Below are 19,119 nucleotides of genomic sequence, written 5' to 3' on the forward strand. Positions count from 1 at the left end.
CATATTCGCAAACGACCATAGGAGTTTCTCGTGAAGCACTTCGCCGTTTTCGCTCTCGCTTCCGCCGCCGCCCTTCCCGGGGCCGCGCTGGCGCAAGCGGCGGCGCCGGCCCAGGCGCCTGCCACGGGTGCGGCCACGGTCGCCACCGGCGCCACCGTCTATGACACCTCGGGCGGCGTCGTCGGCACCGTCGAGAGCACCGACGGCACCAATGCGGTGGTCAACACCGGCACGGTGAAGGCGGCGATCCCGCTGACCTCGCTCGGTCAGGGTGCGCAGGGCCCGGTGCTGGCGATGACCAAGGCGCAGCTCGAGGCCGCCGCCGGGCAGCAGCAGGCGCAGGCCACCGCCGACTTCAAGTCGAAGCTCGTCCCGGGCGCCACTGTCTATGGCACCGGCGGCACGCAGCTCGGCACGATCAAGTCGGTCGATGCCAGCGGCGTGACGCTGACCACCGCCGACGGCCCCGTCGTACTGCCGGCCAACGGCTTCGGCCCCGGCCCGCAGGGTATCGTGCTCGGCATGACCGCGGCACAGCTCAAGGCGGCGATGACCGCGGCGGGCGGTGGCAGCGCCGGCGCTTCGTCGTCCAGCTCGTCCTCGACCACCGCCGGTGACATGGCCGCCGGCACCACCGCCGCGACCGGCACCGAGAGCGCCTCGACGCCGGGCACCACCGCGGAGGCTTCGACGGCCGCGCCGGGCGCGACCACGACGACCACCAAGGCCAAGCGCAAGCCGCGCTGATCGTCTCGGCAGCGCGAAAAACGAGCGCCGCTCGCGTCTTCTGGACGCGGGCGGCGTTCCCCGTCGTGGGCGCGCGGTGTTCCGTGCCTCAAAGCGTTCCCCGGCGATTGCCGGGAAACTAAGAAGGACCAGCGTTCACGCGAAGTCGCGAAGAGAATTAGTTCGCGCGCAAGCGCGGAGTCGCAGATAGGAAGCTCTTTGACGCCGGCGTTATGATCACCTTAATTCCAGGTAGCGTCTTCGCGCGAACAAGTCCTCCACCGACCTCACTCCGCCGCTACCGCGACCGCCCGCGGTGCCGCGTCGCGAACGCCTTGGTCGACGTGCTCCGCAAATTGCGCGAAATTGTCGTTGAACAGGTCGACCAGCCGGGCCGCCGCCGTGTCATAGGCGGCCTTGTCCGCCCAGGTCGCGCGCGGGTCAAGCATCGCGCTGTCAACACCCGGCACCGCCACGGGTACCTTGAACCCGAAGTTCGGGTCAGTGCGGAACTCAGCATGATTGAGGCTGCCGTCCAGCGCGGCGTCGAGCAGCGCGCGGGTCGCCTTGATCGGCATGCGATGGCCCACGCCATACTTTCCACCGGTCCAGCCTGTGTTGACCAGCCAGCAGTCGACCCCGCCGCGGGCGATCCGCTTCTTCAGTAGATTGCCGTAGACCGACGGGTGGCGCGGCATGAACGGCGCGCCGAAACAGGTCGAGAAAGTGGCGTCGGGCTCGGTCACGCCCATCTCGGTGCCAGCGACGCGCGCGGTATAGCCCGACAGGAAGTGGTACATCGCCTGATCGGGCGTCAGCTTGGCGATCGGCGGCAGGATGCCATAGGCGTCCGCGGTCAGCATCACGATGCTGCGCGGCGTGCCTCCCATGTTGCGCTCGGACGTGTTGGGGATGAAGTCGATCGGGTAAGCGCCACGGCTGTTCTCCGCGAGCGAGTTGTCGTCGAGGTCGAGCTGGCGCGTCACCTCATCCATCACGACGTTCTCGAGCACGGTACCGAACCGCTTGGTAGTGGCGAAGATCTCGGGCTCGGCCTCGGGCGAGAGCCGGATCATCTTGGCGTAGCAGCCGCCCTCGAAGTTGAAGACCGCGTCGTCGGACCAGCCGTGCTCGTCGTCGCCGATCAGCGTGCGCTTGGGATCGGCCGACAGCGTGGTCTTGCCCGTCCCCGACAGGCCGAAGAACACCGCGGTGCGCCCGTCCTCTCCCATATTCGCCGAGCAGTGCATCGGCATCACGCCCGTAGGCGGCAGCAGGTAGTTGAGGATGCCGAACACCGACTTCTTCATCTCGCCGGCGTAGCGCGTGCCGCCGATCAGCACGAGCTTCTCAGTCATGTTCACCGCGATCACGGTCTCGCTGCGGCAGCCGTGGCGCGCGGGATCGGCGCGGAAGCTCGGCAGGTCGATGATCGTGTAATCGGCGACGAAACCCTTGAGTTCACGCTCCTCTGGCCGAACGAGCATGGTGCGGATGAAGAGGTTGTGCCACGCCAGCTCGTTGATCACGCGGACACGGACGCGATGGCCCGGCTGCGAGCCGCCGTACAGGTCTTGCACGAACAGGTCGCTCTTGGCGCGCAGCGCGGTGAGGAAATCCTGCTTGAGCGCGGCGAAATGGTCGGGCGTCATCGCCTTGTTCGACTTGCCCCACCACACGCTCGTCTCGGTCTCGGCGTCGCGCACGATGAACTTGTCCTGCGCCGAGCGGCCGGTGTGCTGCCCGGTCTCGACCACCAGCGGGCCGTCGGCGGAAAGCTTGCCCTCGTTGCGCGCCACCGCGGCCTCGACCAGCCGCGCGGTGACGAGGTTCCAGTGGAGCGTGGCGCGGGTCTCGATGCCCTGTGCCTCGAGCCCGGCGTCCGGAATGCGATCGCTCAATGGTCCATCCTCTTCTTCGTGCCGCCGTGCCGTCGCCGACCGGCCTCTGCTAAACATGTTTTACACCTGGCCGGACGATGCGTCAAACATGTTAAACAGGCGTACTCTGCGCTTCGTCGCACGCCATTGAGCGCACGCCCGCTTTGGATTACCCCGCTGGCATGACCCGGACCTTTCGATGACGGCCACGATCGCGCTGGTCGACGACGACCGCAACATTCTCACCTCGGTGTCGATCGCGCTGCAGGCCGAGGGGTTCCTGACGCGGGTCTATTCGGACGGTGAGGCAGCGCTGAAGGCGCTCACCGACAACCCGCCCGATCTCGCCATCTTCGACATCAAGATGCCGCGGATGGACGGGCTGGAGCTGCTGCGCCGGCTGCGCGAGAAGAGCCGCGTCCCCGTCATCTTCCTCACCAGCAAGGACGACGAGCTCGACGAGGCGCTCGGGCTGGCGATGGGTGCGGACGATTACATCGCCAAGCCGTTCAGCCAGCGGCTGCTGATCGCACGCATCCGCGCCATCCTGCGCCGCACCGAGGGCAGCGCCGCGCCCGGCGGAGAGGATGCCGCCGCGCAGGGCCCGATCGAGCGCGGCCGATTGGTGATGGACCCGGCGCGCCACCGCGTCAGCTGGGACGGCCACAATGTGACGCTGACCGTCACCGAGTTCCTGATCCTCGAGACGCTGGCGCAGCGCCCCGGCATCGTGAAGACGCGCAACCAGCTGATGGACGCGGCCTATCAGGACGACATCTACGTCGACGACCGCACGATCGACAGCCATATCAAGCGCGTCCGCCGCAAGTTCCGCGAGGTCGATGCCGGCTTCGACTCGATCGAGACATTGTATGGCGCCGGCTACCGCTTTTCGGAGGAGTGACGCCGCCGAGCAGGCGCGCTCCTGGTCCGGCAAGGTCTCGCTCACTCCGCGCATCCTCGCGGTCAACACCCTGGCGCTGCTCCTGCTGGCGGGTGGCTTCTTCTACCTCGACACGTTCCGCAGCCGCATCCTTGACGAGCGCGCGGCGCAGGCCTCGCGCGAGGCGCGGCTGATGGCGGAGGCGCTCACCGCCATCCCTGACGCGCGACGCGACTGGCTGCTGGCGCGGCTCGCCACCGACACCGGCACGCGGCTGCGGCTGTACGACGCCGACGGCGTCGCGAGCGCCGACTCGCGCGCGCTCGGCGTCGCGAATTTCCGGCTCGACGATCCCGACGACGACTCGCTGGCCAAGCGCAGCGCGCGCTTCCTCGACGCGGCGATCGACCGAGTCGTGCGCGCCCCGCTCGCACCGGGCTATCGCGAGCGCGCCGACGGACGACGCTGGCCCGACGTACGCGCGGTGCTGGCCGGCGCCCCGAGCGCGGTGACGGTATGGCGCGCGCCCGATCGCACTCCGGTGATCACCGCTGCCGCCCCGCTGCCGGGCGGCCGCGCGTTGCTCTCCGCGGTCAACGCGCGCGACATCACCGAGCGGGTGCGGCTCGAGCGTTTTCGGCTGAGCGTGGTGCTGCTGGTGGTGGCGGCGATCTCGATCGGCCTGTCGCTGTTCCTCGCGCGCACCATCGTCGAGCCGCTGCGCCGGCTCGCGCGCGCCGCGGTGCGGGTGCGACTCGGCCGCGCGCGCGAGGTGGTGGTGCCGCGGCTGCCCGAGCGGCGCGACGAGATCGGCATGCTCGCGCGCGCGCTCAGCGACATGAGCCTGGCGCTGCGCGCACGCATCGACGCCACCGAGGCCTTCGCCGCCGACGTCACGCACGAGCTCAAGAACCCCCTCGCCTCGCTGCGCTCCGCGGTGGACGCGCTCGGCCATGTCCGCGCGCCCGACGCGCAGGCGCAGCTGCTCGCGATCGTCGGCGACGACGTGCACCGGCTCGACCGGCTGATCAGCGACATCTCGGACGCGTCGCGGCTCGACGCCCAGCTCAGCCGCGCGACCTTCGAGCCAGTCGACGTCGAGGCGATGCTGGCGGCGATGGTGGCGCAGCGCGAGGCGCGTGGCGTGCCGCGCGGCGTCCGCGTGCGGCTCGACGCGCGCGATCACGGCGAGCTCCACGTGCTCGGCGAGGGCGCGCGGCTGGAACGAGTCTTCGCCAATCTCATCGACAACGCCATCTCCTTCTCGCCCGATGACGGCGTTGTCAGCGTCGCGGCACGGCGCGACCGCTCGATGCTGGAGGTGCGGGTGGAAGACGAAGGGCCGGGCGTGCCCGAGGAAGCGCGCGAGGCGATCTTCCAGCGCTTCCACTCGGTGCGGCCGACGCAGGAGGGATTCGGCGAACACAGCGGCCTGGGCCTCGCGATCGCGCGCACCATCGTCGACGCGCACCAGGGCGAGATCGGGGTCGAGTCGCGCGACGACCGGCTGAGCGGCGCGCGCTTCGTCGTGCGGCTGCCGCTCGCCGCGCGGGGCGCGGTGTTGTGACCGCAGCGGTGACGCTCCACGCCACCGCGGTCGCGCTCGGCGGGCGAGCGGTGCTGCTCACCGGGCCGTCGGGCGCGGGCAAGTCCGACCTGGCGCTGCGGCTGATCGATCGCGGCGCCGAGCTGGTGGCGGACGATTACACGATGCTGGTGCACGACGGCGCCGACCTGGTCGCGGGGTCGCCCGCGACGATCGCGGGCCGGATGGAGGTGCGCGGGCTCGGCATCGTCGACCGGCCGTACCGGCGCGTCGCACCGGTCGCGCTGGTGGTGGCGCTCGGCGAGGAAGGCGAGCGCATGCCCGAGCCGCGCTGGATCGAGCTCGCCGGCGTCACCCTGCCCGAGATCGTGATCGATCCGCGCTGGCCCTCGGCACCGATCAAGGTGGAATATGCGTTGGCGCGGCTGAAGGAGATGCCGTCGTGACCGAGGTGCTGCTGATCACCGGCATGGCCGGGGCGGGCGTGACCACCGTGCTCAAGACGCTGGAGGACCTCGGCTGGGAGACGGTGGACAGTGTACCCTTGTCGCTGCTCACCCGCGTCGTCGCGCTGCCGCCTGACAGCGGCGAGACGCCGCGCCCCCTCGCCTTCGGCTTCGGCACGCGCACGCGCAACTTCGACCCAGCCGCGGTGCTGCGCCGCTTCGAGCAGTTGCGCGAGGAGCCAGGGGTCGAGGTCGGCATGCTCTTCCTGGACTGTTCGGAGGGAGAGCTGGCGCGACGCTTCGCCGAGACGCGCCGCCGCCACCCACTCGCGGACGACCGACCTGCCGCCGACGGCATCGCGCTGGAGCGGCGCCTGCTCGAGCCGCTGCGCGCGCGCGCCAACCGGCTGATCGACACGACCCGGCTGACCAGCAACCAGCTGGCGCAGGAGATCCGCCGCACCTTTCGCCGCGACGGCACCGTCGGCACGACGCTGACGGTCGAATCGTTCGGCTTCGCGCGCGGCGTGCCCGCGGGAGTCGACCTGGTCTTCGACATGCGCTTCCTGCGCAACCCGCACTGGGTGCCCGAGCTGCGCCCGCGCACCGGCCTGGATCCCGAGGTCGCCGCCTATGTCGCGGCGGATCCGGCCTATGATGAGGCAGTTGGCCGGATCGAGGAGTTGCTCCTGCTGCTCGTCCCGCGCTATCACGCCGAGGGCAAGCCCTACGTCACCGTCGCCTTCGGGTGCACCGGCGGCAAGCACCGCTCGGTGCACGTCGCCGAGCGGGTCGGTCGTCGGTTGCGCGAGGCGGGCTTTTGTCCCACCATCACGCATCGTGACCTGGCGGCGGCACCGCAGGATGCGCTCGAAGGACGACCATCGCGTCAATGAACGAAGTATCGAAGCCCATGCTCGGACCCGTGATCGGTCTGGTGCTCGTCACCCACGGCCGCCTCGCGGACGAGTTCGTGACGGCGATGGAACATGTCGTCGGTCCGCAGGGGCAGGTGCGCACCGTCGCGATCGGTCCCGACGATGACATGGAAGCGCGCCGCGCCGACATCGCCGGCGCCATCACCGACGTCGACTCGGGGCGCGGCGTGATCGTCCTGACCGACCTGTTCGGCGGCACCCCGTCCAACCTCGCGATCTCGCTGATGGAGCGCGGGCGGATCGAGGTGATCGCGGGGATCAACCTGCCGATGCTGATCCGGCTCGAATCGGCGCGCAAGGCGATGACCGTCACCGCCGCGGTCGCCGCCGCACGCGAGGCGGGGCGCAAGTACATCTCGGTGGCGTCCGAAGTGCTCGGCGAGGCGGCGGCGTGACCGTGTCGCGTACCGTGGAGGTGACCAACCGCCGCGGGCTGCACGCGCGCGCCAGCGCCAAGTTCGTCACGCTCGCCTCGGGCCAGCCCGCGCCGGTTAAGGTCGCTAAGGGCGACTCGGAGGTGGTGGGCACCTCTATCATGGGTTTGATGATGCTCGGCGCGGCCAAGGGCGACCAGATCACGATCAGCGCCGAGGGCGACTCGGCCGAGGACGTGGTCGCGACGATGTGCGCGCTGGTCGAGGGCAAGTTCGGCGAGGACTGAGGTCCGCGCCGCCGCTCGGTTATGCCCCGCACCGTCACCGCCTATTCCAACCCCTTGGTCAAGCGAGTCCAGGGCCTGCGCGACAAGCGCCACCGCCGCGAGGAAGGGCTGTTCCTCGCCGAGGGCCTGCGCATCCTGACCGAGGCACGCGAGACCGGGCGCGTGCCAGTCTATCTCTTCTACGCCGCGGCGAGCGCGCGCCATCCTTTGGTGCTCGCGCTGGTCGAGGCGGTCGAGGCGCGCGGCGGCGAGGCGATCGAGACCATCCCCGACATCCTCTCCAAACTGTCGGGCAAGGACAACCCGCAGGCGGTGGTGGGCGTGTTCGAGACGTTCGAGACCGCGCTCACCGCGCTCGACCGCCACGCCGCGCCGATCTGGCTGGTGGCGGAGCGGCTGCGCGATCCCGGCAATCTCGGCACGATCCTGCGCACCGGCGACGCGGTCGGCGCGGGCGGGCTGATCCTGGTCGACGAGTGCGTCGATCCCTTCTCGACCGAGGCGGTGCGCGCCAGCATGGGCGCGCTGTTCACGGTGCCGATCGCGCGCGCACCCTGGAGCGAGTTCCTGGCGTGGCTGCGCGGCGGCGCGGGGCAACTGGTCGGACTGAGCCTGCAGACGGAACAGGGCTATCGCGCGGCGCGGTACGACGCGCCGACCTTCCTGCTCACCGGCAACGAGGCGCAGGGCCTGCCTGCGGGCTATGAGCGCGAGTGCGACCTGCTGGTCAAGCTGCCGATGCTGGGCAAGGCGGACAGTCTCAACGCCGCGGTGGCCACCGCGGTGATGGCCTATGAGGTGCTGGCGCAGCATCGCAAGTGACTGAACCGGCGGGCGCCGGCGCGCGAATGTTGCGAATGTTGAGTCATGGGCGAGGTTCGCCGCACGCGCGAATGTTGCGAATGTTGAGGGATGGGCGCGGGTAGCGATCAGCGTCGAGACACGGGTGCGCGTGGCGCCCAGGAGAGAGGAGCGGCGGGTCTGCGACTGGTCGATCACGCCGCCGTGATAGCGCCTGACCCCTGACGTAGGACAGAACAGCTGCGGGCGGCGAAGGCGCCGGAGCGGCGCGCACCTGGGCTATGACCGGTCATAGGAGACGGCGATCGCACGATGTCGTGGCCATCTCCGCGGTAGCGAGGTCAGGCGAGACCGCCGCCGACGCGGTCGTCGCTCACAGGCAGGTGACGGCGCCGCCCGCGGCGCCCTTCGACTTGGCGCAGAGCAGGATCGGCCGGGTCTCGACCAGTCGCAGCGAGCGCACCATTCGCTCGGTCGCGCTCTTGTACCGGAGGAAGTGTGGCGAACGGATATGTGCCTCATAAGCGGCACGACTGGCATAGACCTCGAGCAGCCGCACCGACGTCGGCCACTCGGCCAGCGCCACCGAGTGAAGCATCAGCACGCCAGGTTCGAGTCGCACCGACGTCTCCTGCTCCTCCGCGAGGATCCGCTTGTACGAGTCGAGCTGCGCCGGATCGATCTCCAGCTCGGCGATGCGGACCATCGGCGCGGGCTCCGGCGCCGTCGCCGCGGCGGTGGTCAGCATGCCGGCGAGCCCGGCGGCGGCGGCGAAAGCGATGAGGCTCATGGCGGTAGTGCTCCGGTGCTACCGGGCGAGGCGCCACGGTCAGCTCTGTAAGGCTAGCGCCGATCACCGACGAACGCCCGCGCTGTTCGCCCGGGCGCGGCGATCCGGCCGATCAGCGCCGGCGTTCTCCCGCGTCGCGGGTGTCAGGCCCCGATCATCGCTTCGATCGTCCCATGAGGATCGAGCACGAACTCGCGGTAAAGCCGGTAATGATCGGTGTCCTCGAGCGCGACCGGGTCGATGCCGCCCCGCGTGACCGACAGCAGTGTCGCCCCAGGTGTCGCCATCAGGATCGGGGAGTGTGTCGCCACGATCACCTGCGCCTTGCCGGCGGCGGCGATGTCGCGGAGCAGCCGCACGAACTCGAATTGACGCCGCGGCGAAAGCGCTGATTCTGGCTCGTCGAACAGGAAGATACCAGGCCGGGTGCAGCGCTCGGCGAAGAAGCGCAGAAATCCCTCGCCGTCCGAGTGCGACAGGAACTCCGGCCCGCTGCCGCCCGCCTCGCGGGCGGCCAGGTCGAGGTAGCGCGAGACGCTGAAGAAGCTTTCCGCGCGAAAGAACCAGCTCTGCCCGATCTTCGGGAGCCAGCTGGCGCGCAACACGTCACGCAGCGTGTCGCCGTTGCGCTCCGCCGCGGTGCTGTGATCGAGCGGGCGATACCCGGGGCCGCCGCCGGCCTGATCGAACCCCGCCATGGCCGCGATCCCTTCCAGCAAGGTCGACTTGCCGACGCCGTTCTCTCCCACCATCACGGTGATCGCGCGATCGAATCGGAGCGTGAACTCGCGATCGCGCAGCAGTGGGAGATCGAAGGGGTAGAGTGAGCGATCGAGCTCCACGTCGTGGCGCAGGCGCACCTGCTTCAGATAGGGCGGCGAGAGCCTCGTCTGATAGCTTCGCGCCACGCGTCACTCCGCCGCATCCTCGAGCGCCTCGTCCACCAGAGCCGCGGGCACGCTCGTCGCCAGCTTGGTGAGCGGTCGCGCCGCCTGCTCGCCGACCGGTAGCGCGTCGATCGTCTTGTTGCCGGTGTCGATATTGAGCGCCTCGAAGCGGCGCGCGCTGGTCAACACCTGACTCTCCAAGCTGCCCACGAAGCTATTATAGGCGCCCATCGCGGTGTCGAGGTTCTTGCCCAGCCGCGCCACATGCGTCCCCATGGTCGCGAGCCGCGCGTAGAGTTCCTTGCCGAGCGCACCGATCTCCTGCGCCTCGCGCGCCAGTTTCTCCTGTCGCCACACCGCCGACACCGTCCGAGCGATCGCGATCAGGTTGGTCGGCGTCGCCAGCAGCACCTTCTTCTCGAACGCAAAGTCCCACAGCACCGGGTCGTGCTCCAGCGCGGCGGAGAGGAAATGCTCGCCCGGCACGAACATCACGACATATTCGGGCGCGTCGGCGAACTGGGTCCAATAGGCCTTCGCGCCCAGCGCGCTGACGTGCGCGCGCATCGACTGGGCGTGCGCGGCGAGTCCGAGCTGGCGCTCCGCCTCGTCCACCGCACCGAACGCATCCTGATAGGCGTTGAGCGAGACCTTGGCGTCGACGATCAGCGACTTGCCGCCGGGCACGCGGACGATCGCATCGGGACGCAGCCGCCCGCCGTCCTCGCCCGCGACGCTGACCTCCATCTGGAAGTCGGTGTGCTCGGCGAGCCCGCACGACTCGAGCACGTTGCGCAATTGCTGCTCGCCCCAGCGCCCTCGCGCCTTGGGCGCGTTGCGCAGCGCGTTGACCAATTTGGCCGCCTCGCCCGAGACCCGTTCCTGCCCGGCGCGCATCGCCTCGATCTGCCCGTGCAGCTGGCCGAAGGCGTCGCGCCGCTCGGCCTCGATCTTGGCGACACCCTCCTCGTAGCGCTGGAGCCGGTCGTTGACCGGCTGGAGCAGCGCCTTGAGCCCCTGCCCCGCCTGCTCCTCGGACTGGCGCAGCCGCGCCTCGGCGCGCTCGAGGAAGGCCTTTTGCGCGTCGGTCAGCGCGGTCTGCGCGGCATCGCGGAAGCGCGCGCTGAGCTCGTCCGCGGCCAGCTTGAGGTCGGCGATGCGCTGCTCGGCGGCGCGCCCCTCGGCGGTGAGCCGCGCCACCTCGAGCCGCGCCGCCTCGCGCTCGTCGCGCGCCTGGGCGAGCTCGGCGCGGAGCGGCTCGGCGGCGCGCGCGCGCTCCTCCGCGCCGGCGAGATCGGCGATGGCACGGCGGAACAGCTCGGCCTGCGCGTCGCGCTCGGCGCGCACCCGCTCGGCCGCGCCGCGGGTCAGCAGCCAGCCGGCGAGCACGCCGAGCGCAAGCGCGATCAGCGCGACGGAAAGGAGATCGGTCATGGGCAGAACATAGATCGAACGGGGGCGCGGTCGCAAGCGATCGGTGCGGGAGCGGGATATCGGCGCGGCGGTACTCGCGCGAAGGCGGAAGTCCAGAGCGGCGGGCGCGACGCGTGGAGCCCTGGGTTTCTGCGTGCGCAGGAACACGGACGCGCGTCACGCGCACCCTCACTCACCATGGGCGTCATCCTGAGCTTGTCTCAGGATCCACCCGTCCGCGCGTCTCACCGCCGGATGGATGCGCCACACCGTGGATCCTGAAACAAGCTCAGGATGACGCCGGTGGAGGGGGCAATAGGACGCTGAGGCAGCCCCCTCACCCGCCGCGGCGTAGTTTGTCCAACTTCTTCAGCAACATGCCCCGCTTCAGCCGCGAGATATGGTCGATAAAGAGCACGCCGTTGAGATGATCGATCTCGTGCTGCATGCAGGTCGACATCAGCCCCTCGAACTCGGCCTCGTGGCGCTCGCCCGCGGTGTCGAGCCAGGTCACGCGACAGCGCTCGGGGCGGGTCACCTCGGCGTACTGCTCGGGGATCGACAGGCAGCCCTCGTTGTAGCTCGACTGCTCCTCGCTCACCCAGCTGATCTCGGGGTTGATGAAGGCTTGGGGCGCGCGCGCCGCCTCGGGCGGCTCGCCTTCCTCCAGCTCGCGCTCCTGCAGATCGATCACGACGATCCGCCGCAGGATGCCGACCTGGATCGCGGCGAGCCCGATCCCGCGCGCGTCGTACATCGTGTCGAACATGTCGGCGACGATGCCGCGCACCTCGTCGTTCACCTCGGCGACGGGGGCGCAGGTCTCGCGCAGCCGCGCGTCGGGTACCTCTACGATCGGAAGAATGGCCATAGGCGCGAGCTAGGGGCGCGCCGGAGAAGCGTCAAGCGAGCGCGCTCACGCCACGGGACGCCGCGCGCGCAGCGCCTGCGCCAGCGTGCCCTCGTCGAGATAGTCGAGCTCACCGCCGACCGGCAGGCCGTGCGCCAGCTGGGTGAGCCGCACCGGGAAGCGCTCGAGCCGCTCGGCGAGATAATGCGCGGTGGTCTGGCCCTCGAGCGTCGCGTTCATCGCCAGCACCACCTCGTCCACCCCGCCCCCGGCGACGCGCGCGAGCAGCGGCTCGATCGCGAGATCCTCCGGCCGCACGCCCTCGAGCGCGGAGAGCCGCCCGCCGAGCACGTGAAAGCGCCCCGGGAACAGCCGCGACCGCTCCAGCGCCCAGAGATCGGCGACGTCCTCGACGACGCAGAGCGAGCGGTCGTCGCGGCGCGGGTCGGCGCAGATCGCGCACGGGTCGGTGGTGTCGACGTTGCCGCAGGTCGAGCAGGTCGACAGCCTTTCCTCCACCGCCACCAGCGCCGAGCGCAGCGGCGCCAGCGCGCCCTCGCGCTTCTTGACGAGGTGGAGCACCGCGCGGCGCGCCGAGCGCGGCCCGAAACCGGGAAGCCGCGCCAGCGCGTTGGTCAGCGCCTCGATCTCGGGGGAAGCCATGCGGAACAGATAGGGGGTTGCGTCGCGCCGCGCCAGCGTGTCGAGAGCTGGCGCCATGCGGATCATCTTCATGGGAACCCCGGAGTTCGCGGTGCCGACGCTCGACGCTGTGGTGGCGGCCGGGCACGACATCGCCGCGGTGTACAGCCAGCCGCCGCGCCCGGGCGGGCGACGCGGGCGCGAGCTGGTCGCCTCACCGGTGCAGCGCCGCGCCGAGGCGCTCGGGCTGGCGGTGCGGACGCCGGTGACGCTGCGTGACGCGAGCGCGCAGGCCGCGTTCGCGGCGCTGGACGCCGACGTCGCGGTGGTCGCCGCCTACGGCCTGATCCTGCCGCGCGCGGTGCTCGACGCACCGCGGCTCGGCTGCCTCAATGTCCACGGCTCGCTGCTGCCGCGCTGGCGCGGCGCGGCGCCGGTGCAGCGTGCGATCCTGGCCGGCGACGCCGAGACCGGCGTGGGCATCATGCAGATGGAGGCGGGGCTCGACACCGGGCCGGTGCGGCTCGAGGGGCGAACGCCCTGTGCGGGCAAGAGCGCGGGCGAGCTCACCGCCGAGCTCGCCGCGATGGGCGCGCGGCTGATGGTGCAGGTGCTCGCCGACCCCGCCGCCTATCCGCCGCGGCCGCAGCCCGAGGAGGGCGTCACCTACGCCGCCAAGATCAGCAAGGAGGAGGCGCGGCTCGACTTCACCGCGCCCGCCGCGCAGGTCGAGCGCCAGATACTCGCCTTCGACCCCGCGCCCGGCGCCTTCGTCGAGCAGGCGGGCGAGCGGATCAAGGTGCGCGCCGCGCGCGTCGAGGACGGGGTCGGCGCGGCGGGCGAGGTGCTCGACGACGCGCTGCTGGTGGCCTGCGGCAGCGGCGCGATCCGGCTGCTGCGGGTACAGCGCGCCGGCCGCGGCGAGATGGACGCGGGCGAGCTGCTGCGCGGCTTCGCGCTGCCGCCGGGCACGAGGCTGTGACCCGGTACGCGCTCACCGTCGAGTTCGACGGGCGGCCGTTCATGGGCTGGCAGCGGCAGGCGCACGGGCCGAGCGTGCAGCAGGCGATCGAGGAGGCGGCGAACACGGTCACCGGCGAGACGGTCGTGGTACACGCCGCCGGCCGCACCGACGCGGGCGTCCACGCCGTCGCGATGCGCGCGCATCTGGACGTCGCCAAGCCTCTGACCGCCTTCCGCCTCGGCGAGGCGCTCAACGCGCGGCTGCGGCCCGCGCCGGTGGCGATCACCGCGTGCGAGGCCGTGGCGGACGACTGGCACGCGCGCTTCTCCTGCCTGGGGCGCGCCTACACCTACCGGATCGTCAACCGCCGCGCGCCGCTGACGCTGGAGCGCGGCCTGGCGTGGCAGGTGACGCAGCCGCTCGCCGCCGAGGCGATGCACGCGGCGGCGCAGTTGCTGGTCGGGCAGCATGATTTCACCACCTTCCGCTCGGCGCACTGCCAGTCGGCCAGCCCGGTCAAGACGCTCGACTCGATCGCTGTGACTCGCGACGGCGACCGGCTCGCGGTCGACGTGGCGGCGCGCTCCTTCCTCCACCATCAGGTCCGCTCGATGGTGGGCTGCCTCGCGTTGGTCGGGCTCGGACGGTGGAGCGCCGACGATCTGGGGGACGCGCTGCGGGCAGCGGATCGCGCGCGGCTCGGGCTCAACGCGCCGCCGGACGGACTGTACTTCGTCGAGGCGCGCTATCCGGCGTGAGGTGTGGAGCCCGCGGATCGGCTGGTCGGCGCGGGACGATAGCTCCTTGCCTTCTCACCGTCATCCCTGCGAGGCGGGGACGACGGGAGGAAGAAGGTGACGATCACGCCGTCTCTTACGCCCGCGACAGCCGCGCCGCGAGCTCGACATGGGTCGACCAGCGGAACTGCCCCACCGGCTGCACCCAGTCGAGCCGATAACCCGCCTCGACCATTTCCTTAGCATCGCGGGCGAAGCTACTCGGATTACACGAGATATACGCCACGACCGGCACTTTGCTCGCGGCCAGCTGCGCGGCCTGTTCGCGCGCGCCGGCGCGCGGCGGGTCGAGGACCACCGCGTCGAACCGGTCGAGCTCGGTCGCGGTGAGCGGGCGGCGGTACAGGTCGCGGTGCTCGGTGAAGACCGGCCGCCCGGCGCGCCCCGCCCCCGCCTTGAGCGCCAGCAGCGCGTCGCGGCCGCCCTCCGCCGCGTAGACCCGCGCCGGCAGCGCCAACGCGAAGGTGCCGAGCCCCGCGAACAGGTCGGCCACCGTGCGCGGCGCACCGATCGCCTCCCGCGCGGCCGCCACCAGCGCCGCCTCGCCCTCGTGCGTCGCCTGGAGGAAGGCGCCGGGCGGCAGCGGCACCGCGACGTCGCCGAGCGTCACCGTCGCGGGCTCCGGCTCCCAGCGCGTCTCCGCGCCGAGTCCGTCGTCGAACGCCACGCGCGCGACGCCGTGCGCTTGGGCGAAGGCGGTGATCGAATCGTGATGCTGTAGGCCCTCGGGCGCGACGCCGGTGACGAGCACGTCCGGCCCCTGGTCGGCCAGCGCGAGATGCACGTCGAGCCGCCGCTTCGCCCTGAACGAGGCGAGCAGTCGCTTGAGCGGCTTGACGAGCGCGAACAGCTCGGGCGCGAGCACGTGGCATTCCTGCAGGTCGACGAGCTGGTGGCTCTTCTCCGCGCTGAAACCGAGCCGCCCGGACGGCTCGAAGTGGAGCGTCGCACGACGCCGCGTCCGCGGCGGCGACAGCAGCGGCGCGCGGATCGGCGCGACGAGTCCCTGCGCCGCCAGCGCCGATCCGACCCGCTCGGTGATGAAGCCCGCCCAGCTCGGATCGTCGAGGTGCTGGAGCTGGCAGCCGCCGCAGGTCGGGAAATGCCGGCACGGCGGCACCTGGTGGTGCGGGCCGGGCAGGACGCTGCCGTCGTCCGCCAGCGTGTCGCCCGGCGCGGCGAAGGCGGCGTAGCGGCCGTTGGCGGTGACACCGTCGCCGCGGCCGGCGACCTTGACGATGAGGCTCACGCGCGTGTCTCCCGGATCGCCGCGGCGAGCGCGGGGGCGAGCGCCTCGGCGAGATCGTCGGCGATGAAGCCGGCGCCGAGCCGGCGCGCCGCCGCGGCGTGCAGCCATACGCCCGCCGCGGCGGCGTCGAGCGGGTCCCCGCCCGCCGCCAGCCGCGCCGCGATCGCGCCCGCCAGCACGTCGCCGCTGCCCGCGGTGGAGAGCCAGCTGCTCGCCTCGCCCGCGAGCAGGGCACGGCCGCCGGGCGCGGCGATCACCGTGTCGGGGCCCTTGTACACGACGACGGCCCCGGCGCGCTCCGCCGCGGTGCATGCGGCGGCGAGCTTGGAGCCTTGGGTTTCGCCGAACAGCGCGTGAAACTCGCCCGCGTGCGGCGTGAGCACGATCGTGCCGCCGCGCGCGCGCAGCCGCTCGGGCGTGACGAGATGGAGCGCGTCGCCGTCGATCAGCAACGCGCGGTCGCTCGCCAGCGCCCGCTCGAGCAGGTCGCGCGCGTGATCGTCGCGGCCCAGCCCGGGGCCAATCACGAGCGCGCCGATCCGCGCGTCGACGAGCGGATCGTCGCGCTCGATCGAGCGGCGCACCAGCGCGTGCGGCGCCTGCGGGATGGTCGCGCCGAGCAGCGACACGTACCCCGCGCCGGCGCGCATCGCAGCGCGCGCGGCGAGCTCCCCCGCGCCCGCCATGCGTCCCTTGATCAATGCGACCATGCCGCGGCTGAATTTGTGGCTGTCCACTGGGGGAGCCGCGAGGCGCGGCGGCGGGAGCGCCCGCGTGTCGCCGCTCAGCGCGATGCCGAGCGGCAGCACCCGCACCCCGCCGCAACGCGCCGCGGCGGGCTGGAGCAGATGCGCCGGCTTGGCCGCGCCGAGCGCGAGCGTGACGTGATAGCGCGGCACCTGGCCGAGGAGGGCGCCGTCGTCGCTGGCCACCCCGCTGGGCAGATCGACCGCGATCGCCAGCGCCGCGCCCGCGACGAGCCGCGCCAGCGAAGCGGCCTCGTCCGCCGCGAGTGGGCGGCGGAGCCCGGTGCCGTAGAGCGAGTCGACCAAGACGGGCGCGGGCTTCGCCGCCGCGAGCGGCTCGACTGCCCCGCCCCACGCCTCGCGCGCGGCGATCGCGGCGGCGCCCCGCGGCGCGGCCGCGGCGGCGACGCGGACGGTGCGGCCGAGCGCGCGCAGCCGCGCCGCGGCGAGGTAACCGTCACCGCCGTTGTTGCCGGGGCCGCACACCACCAGCACCGCATGCGCGCCGGCGAGCCGATGGACCGCGTCTCCTACCGCGCGACCGGCGCGTTGCATCAGCGACTCGACGCTCTCTCCGGCGGCGATCGCCGCCTGCTCGGCGGCGCGCATCGCGGCGGCGTCGAGCACGATCGTGCCGTCGAGCGGCGTCATGACGTCAGGTCCCTCATCTCACGGCGCGGGCGCGATCGGCGCGGGCGCGAGCGGCACGTCTGAGCCGCATGGCGGCGCGCGTGTCAATGCGGGGGTGTGCCGCGAGCGGATAATGCACGCTATGTGGGAGCTTAGCGGGCGTCACCGCGACCCGGTCCGATGACCTGCCAGGCCGACCGCGAGGCATCGCACGGCCAGCCGTCGCCCTACGCTCTCCGTCATCCCGGACTTGGTCCGGGAGCCACGGTGCTGCGTGAGCAGGGGCCGTCGTGCTGGTGGAGGGCTGGATCCCGGACCAGGTCCGGGATGACGGAGACGGATGGGGCGCCGCGCTTCCACCGCCAGAGGCCGCCGCCTGCGATCCTGAGCGATCGAAGGAAGCCACTCGCGGCGCGCGACGCGCCCCGCTCAGATGTCCGCGAACATGTGGCGCTCCGCCTTCGCGCCGGGGTGCGTCACCGCGCCCTGGTAGGCCGGCCCGACGTTTCGCGCGTAGCGCCACAGCGCGCCGGCCCCGTAGGCGTTCTCGCGTCCCTGCCAGCGCGCTCGGCGATCGGCCAGCACCGTCTCGTCAACGAGCAGGTCGATCGTCCCCGCCTCGGCGTCGATGCGGATCGGGTCGCCGTCCTCGACCAGCGCGATCGGTCCTCCCTCGGCCGCCTCAGGGCCGACATGGCCGATGCAGAAGCCGCGCGTGCCGCCCGAGAAGCGACCGTCGGTGATCAGCGCCACTTTCTCTCCCATGCCGAGGCCGTAGAGTGCCGCGGTGGTCGACAGCATCTCACGCATGCCAGGACCGCCCTTGGGCCCCTCGTAGCGTATCACGATCACCTCGCCCTCCGCGATCTCGCGCGCCTCCACCGCGGCGAAGGCGTCCTCCTCGCAGTCGAAGCAGCGCGCCGGCCCCTCGAACTGGAGCCGGTGCATGCCCGCCACCTTGACGATCGCGCCGTCGGGCGCGAGCGAGCCGCGCAGGCCGACCACGCCGCCGGTCGGCGTGATCGGGGTGCGGACGTCGTAGATCACCTTCTGGTCGGGGTTCCACGTCACCTGATCGATGTTCTCGCCCAGGGTGCGGCCGGTGACGGTCAGACAGTCGCCGTCGAGCAGCCCTCCCGCCAGCATCGTCTTCATCAGCATGTAGACACCGCCGGCCTCGTACATGTCCTTGGCGACATACTTTCCGCCTGGCTTGAGGTCGGCGATGTAAGGCGTTGTCTTAAACGCCTCAGCGACGTCGAACAGGTCGAAGTCGATGCCTGCCTCATTGGCCATGGCGGGGAGGTGGAGCGCGGCGTTGGTCGAACCGCCGGTCGCCGCCACGACGCGCGCGGCGTTGACGAAGGCGGCGCGCGTGCAGATGTCGCGCGGGCGCAGCTGGCGGCTCACCAGCTCCATCACCTGCGCGCCGGCGGCGACGGCGATCTGCTCGCGCGTGGTATAGGGTGCGGGCACCATGTTGCTGTTGGGCAGGCTGAGCCCGATCGCCTCGCCGACACAGGCCATGGTGTTGGCGGTGAACTGCCCCCCACACGCGCCATGGCCCGGACAGGCGACCTTCTCCAGCTCGTGCACCTCGGACAGCGGGCAGGCGCCCGCGGCATATTTGCCGACCACCTCGAACACGTCGACGACGGTGACGTCGCGATCGTGGAAGCGACCGGGCAGGATCGACCCGCCGTAGACGAAGATCGACGGGATGTTGAGCCGCAGCATCGCCATCATCATGCCCGGCAGCGACTTGTCGCAGCCGGCGAAGCCGACGAGCGCGTCATAGCAATGGCCGCGGACGCTCAGCTCGACAGAGTCGGCGATCACCTCCCGGCTGACCAGCGAGGCCTTCATCCCTTGATGCCCCATGGCGATCCCGTCGGTGACGGTGATCGTGTTGAAGCGACGTGGCATGCCGCCACCCTGCTCGACCCCGCGGCGAGCGGCGTCGGCCTGGGCGTCGAGGGTGGTGTTGCATGGCGCGCTGTCATTGCCCGCGGAGGCAAGCGCGACGAACGGGCGCGCGATCTCCTCCTCGCTGAGGCCCATGGCGTAATAATAACTGCGATGCGGCGCGCGCTCGGGGCCGACCGACACGTGGCGGCTCGGCAGGCGGGATTTGTCGAAGGTGTGGGTCATGTCGCGCACGCCTATGTCGCGGGAGAGGGCGTTCGCGCAAGTATGTTGTGGCAGAGGAGTGGTTGGCTGACAATGCGCCGCCGTGTGCAAGGCAGCCGCCCCGCGTCATCTCCCCGGAA

The 19,119-nt window shown here is 71.4% G+C and carries 19 protein-coding genes; 10 read left to right on the plus strand and 9 right to left on the minus strand.

Annotated features, from left to right (window positions below; translation table 11 throughout):
• Positions 1-30 precede the first annotated feature (30 nt).
• On the plus strand, positions 31-747 hold the full coding sequence (locus KZ820_RS14005; protein WP_219749248.1) for a hypothetical protein: 717 nt from the start codon (positions 31-33) through the stop codon (positions 745-747).
• A 266-nt stretch (positions 748-1,013) separates the two neighbouring features.
• Here the strand turns inward: KZ820_RS14005 and KZ820_RS14010 are convergent, their stop codons facing one another.
• Positions 1,014-2,627, minus strand: a complete 1,614-nt coding sequence (locus KZ820_RS14010) for a phosphoenolpyruvate carboxykinase (protein WP_219749249.1) — start codon at positions 2,625-2,627, stop codon at positions 1,014-1,016.
• A gap of 178 nt (positions 2,628-2,805) precedes the next feature.
• On the opposite strand from KZ820_RS14010, the gene KZ820_RS14015 reads away from it, so the two are divergent.
• From KZ820_RS14015 to KZ820_RS14045, 7 genes are read left to right on the plus strand one after another with little or no spacing between them, the layout of a single operon-like run.
• The gene (locus tag KZ820_RS14015) at positions 2,806-3,510 is read left to right on the plus strand and encodes a response regulator transcription factor (protein WP_219749250.1); all 705 of its coding nucleotides are present in this window, start codon (positions 2,806-2,808) and stop codon (positions 3,508-3,510) included.
• Positions 3,479-5,056: a sensor histidine kinase gene (locus KZ820_RS14020; protein ID WP_219749251.1), complete on the plus strand. Its 1,578-nt coding sequence runs from the start codon at positions 3,479-3,481 to the stop codon at positions 5,054-5,056. The genes KZ820_RS14015 and KZ820_RS14020 overlap by 32 nt, the downstream gene beginning before the upstream one ends.
• Positions 5,053-5,481, plus strand: a complete 429-nt coding sequence (locus KZ820_RS14025) for an HPr kinase/phosphorylase (RefSeq protein WP_219749252.1) — start codon at positions 5,053-5,055, stop codon at positions 5,479-5,481. Before KZ820_RS14020 ends, KZ820_RS14025 begins: the two co-directional genes overlap by 4 nt.
• Entirely contained in the window at positions 5,478-6,377 is a 900-nt protein-coding gene (gene rapZ, locus KZ820_RS14030) for an RNase adapter RapZ (protein WP_308462232.1), read from the plus strand. Before KZ820_RS14025 ends, rapZ begins: the two co-directional genes overlap by 4 nt.
• Before the next feature lie 29 nt (positions 6,378-6,406).
• A complete protein-coding gene (locus KZ820_RS14035; protein WP_219749467.1) occupies positions 6,407-6,814 on the plus strand; it encodes a PTS sugar transporter subunit IIA in 408 nt (135 codons plus the stop codon).
• Positions 6,811-7,080 carry an HPr family phosphocarrier protein gene (locus KZ820_RS14040; protein WP_183919901.1) on the plus strand — a complete coding sequence of 90 codons (270 nt, stop codon included), beginning with the start codon at positions 6,811-6,813 and terminating at the stop codon, positions 7,078-7,080. The genes KZ820_RS14035 and KZ820_RS14040 overlap by 4 nt, the downstream gene beginning before the upstream one ends.
• 21 nt (positions 7,081-7,101) lie before the next feature.
• A complete protein-coding gene (locus KZ820_RS14045) occupies positions 7,102-7,902 on the plus strand; it encodes a TrmH family RNA methyltransferase (RefSeq protein ID WP_219749253.1) in 801 nt (266 codons plus the stop codon).
• A gap of 352 nt (positions 7,903-8,254) precedes the next feature.
• On the opposite strand, the gene KZ820_RS14050 is transcribed toward KZ820_RS14045, so the two are convergent.
• From KZ820_RS14050 to recR, 5 genes are all read right to left on the minus strand, one after another.
• Positions 8,255-8,671, minus strand: a complete 417-nt coding sequence (locus KZ820_RS14050) for a putative quinol monooxygenase (protein WP_219749254.1) — start codon at positions 8,669-8,671, stop codon at positions 8,255-8,257.
• A 143-nt stretch (positions 8,672-8,814) separates the two neighbouring features.
• Positions 8,815-9,579 (minus strand): AAA family ATPase, encoded by a 765-nt coding sequence (locus KZ820_RS14055; RefSeq protein WP_219749255.1) that lies wholly within the window; start codon positions 9,577-9,579, stop codon positions 8,815-8,817.
• Positions 9,580-9,582: 3 nt separating this feature from the next.
• Positions 9,583-10,992, minus strand: a complete 1,410-nt coding sequence (locus KZ820_RS14060; RefSeq protein WP_219749256.1) for a DNA recombination protein RmuC — start codon at positions 10,990-10,992, stop codon at positions 9,583-9,585.
• Positions 10,993-11,308: 316 nt separating this feature from the next.
• Entirely contained in the window at positions 11,309-11,842 is a 534-nt protein-coding gene (gene def / locus KZ820_RS14065) for a peptide deformylase (protein WP_183919895.1), read from the minus strand.
• A gap of 45 nt (positions 11,843-11,887) precedes the next feature.
• Positions 11,888-12,484 carry a recombination mediator RecR gene (gene recR / locus KZ820_RS14070; protein ID WP_183943556.1) on the minus strand — a complete coding sequence of 199 codons (597 nt, stop codon included), beginning with the start codon at positions 12,482-12,484 and terminating at the stop codon, positions 11,888-11,890.
• A 55-nt stretch (positions 12,485-12,539) separates the two neighbouring features.
• On the opposite strand from recR, the gene fmt reads away from it, so the two are divergent.
• On the plus strand, positions 12,540-13,445 hold the full coding sequence (fmt, locus tag KZ820_RS14075) for a methionyl-tRNA formyltransferase (RefSeq protein ID WP_219749257.1): 906 nt from the start codon (positions 12,540-12,542) through the stop codon (positions 13,443-13,445).
• Positions 13,442-14,185, plus strand: coding sequence for a tRNA pseudouridine(38-40) synthase TruA (truA, locus tag KZ820_RS14080; RefSeq protein WP_219749258.1), 744 nt, complete (start codon positions 13,442-13,444; stop codon positions 14,183-14,185). The genes fmt and truA overlap by 4 nt, the downstream gene beginning before the upstream one ends.
• A gap of 115 nt (positions 14,186-14,300) precedes the next feature.
• Here the strand turns inward: truA and KZ820_RS14085 are convergent, their stop codons facing one another.
• The 3 genes from KZ820_RS14085 to ilvD all read right to left on the minus strand — a co-directional run bounded on the left by KZ820_RS14085 (position 14,301) and on the right by ilvD (position 19,000).
• Positions 14,301-15,473: a class I SAM-dependent RNA methyltransferase gene (locus KZ820_RS14085; RefSeq protein WP_308462233.1), complete on the minus strand. Its 1,173-nt coding sequence runs from the start codon at positions 15,471-15,473 to the stop codon at positions 14,301-14,303.
• Positions 15,470-16,870 carry an NAD(P)H-hydrate dehydratase gene (locus KZ820_RS14090; protein WP_219749260.1) on the minus strand — a complete coding sequence of 467 codons (1,401 nt, stop codon included), beginning with the start codon at positions 16,868-16,870 and terminating at the stop codon, positions 15,470-15,472. Before KZ820_RS14090 ends, KZ820_RS14085 begins: the two co-directional genes overlap by 4 nt.
• Before the next feature lie 408 nt (positions 16,871-17,278).
• The gene (gene ilvD, locus KZ820_RS14095) at positions 17,279-19,000 is read right to left on the minus strand and encodes a dihydroxy-acid dehydratase (protein ID WP_219749261.1); all 1,722 of its coding nucleotides are present in this window, start codon (positions 18,998-19,000) and stop codon (positions 17,279-17,281) included.
• Between the last annotated feature and the right edge of the window lie 119 nt (positions 19,001-19,119).

Source organism: Sphingomonas citri, assembly GCF_019429485.1.
Classification (GTDB): domain Bacteria; phylum Pseudomonadota; class Alphaproteobacteria; order Sphingomonadales; family Sphingomonadaceae; genus Sphingomonas; species Sphingomonas citri.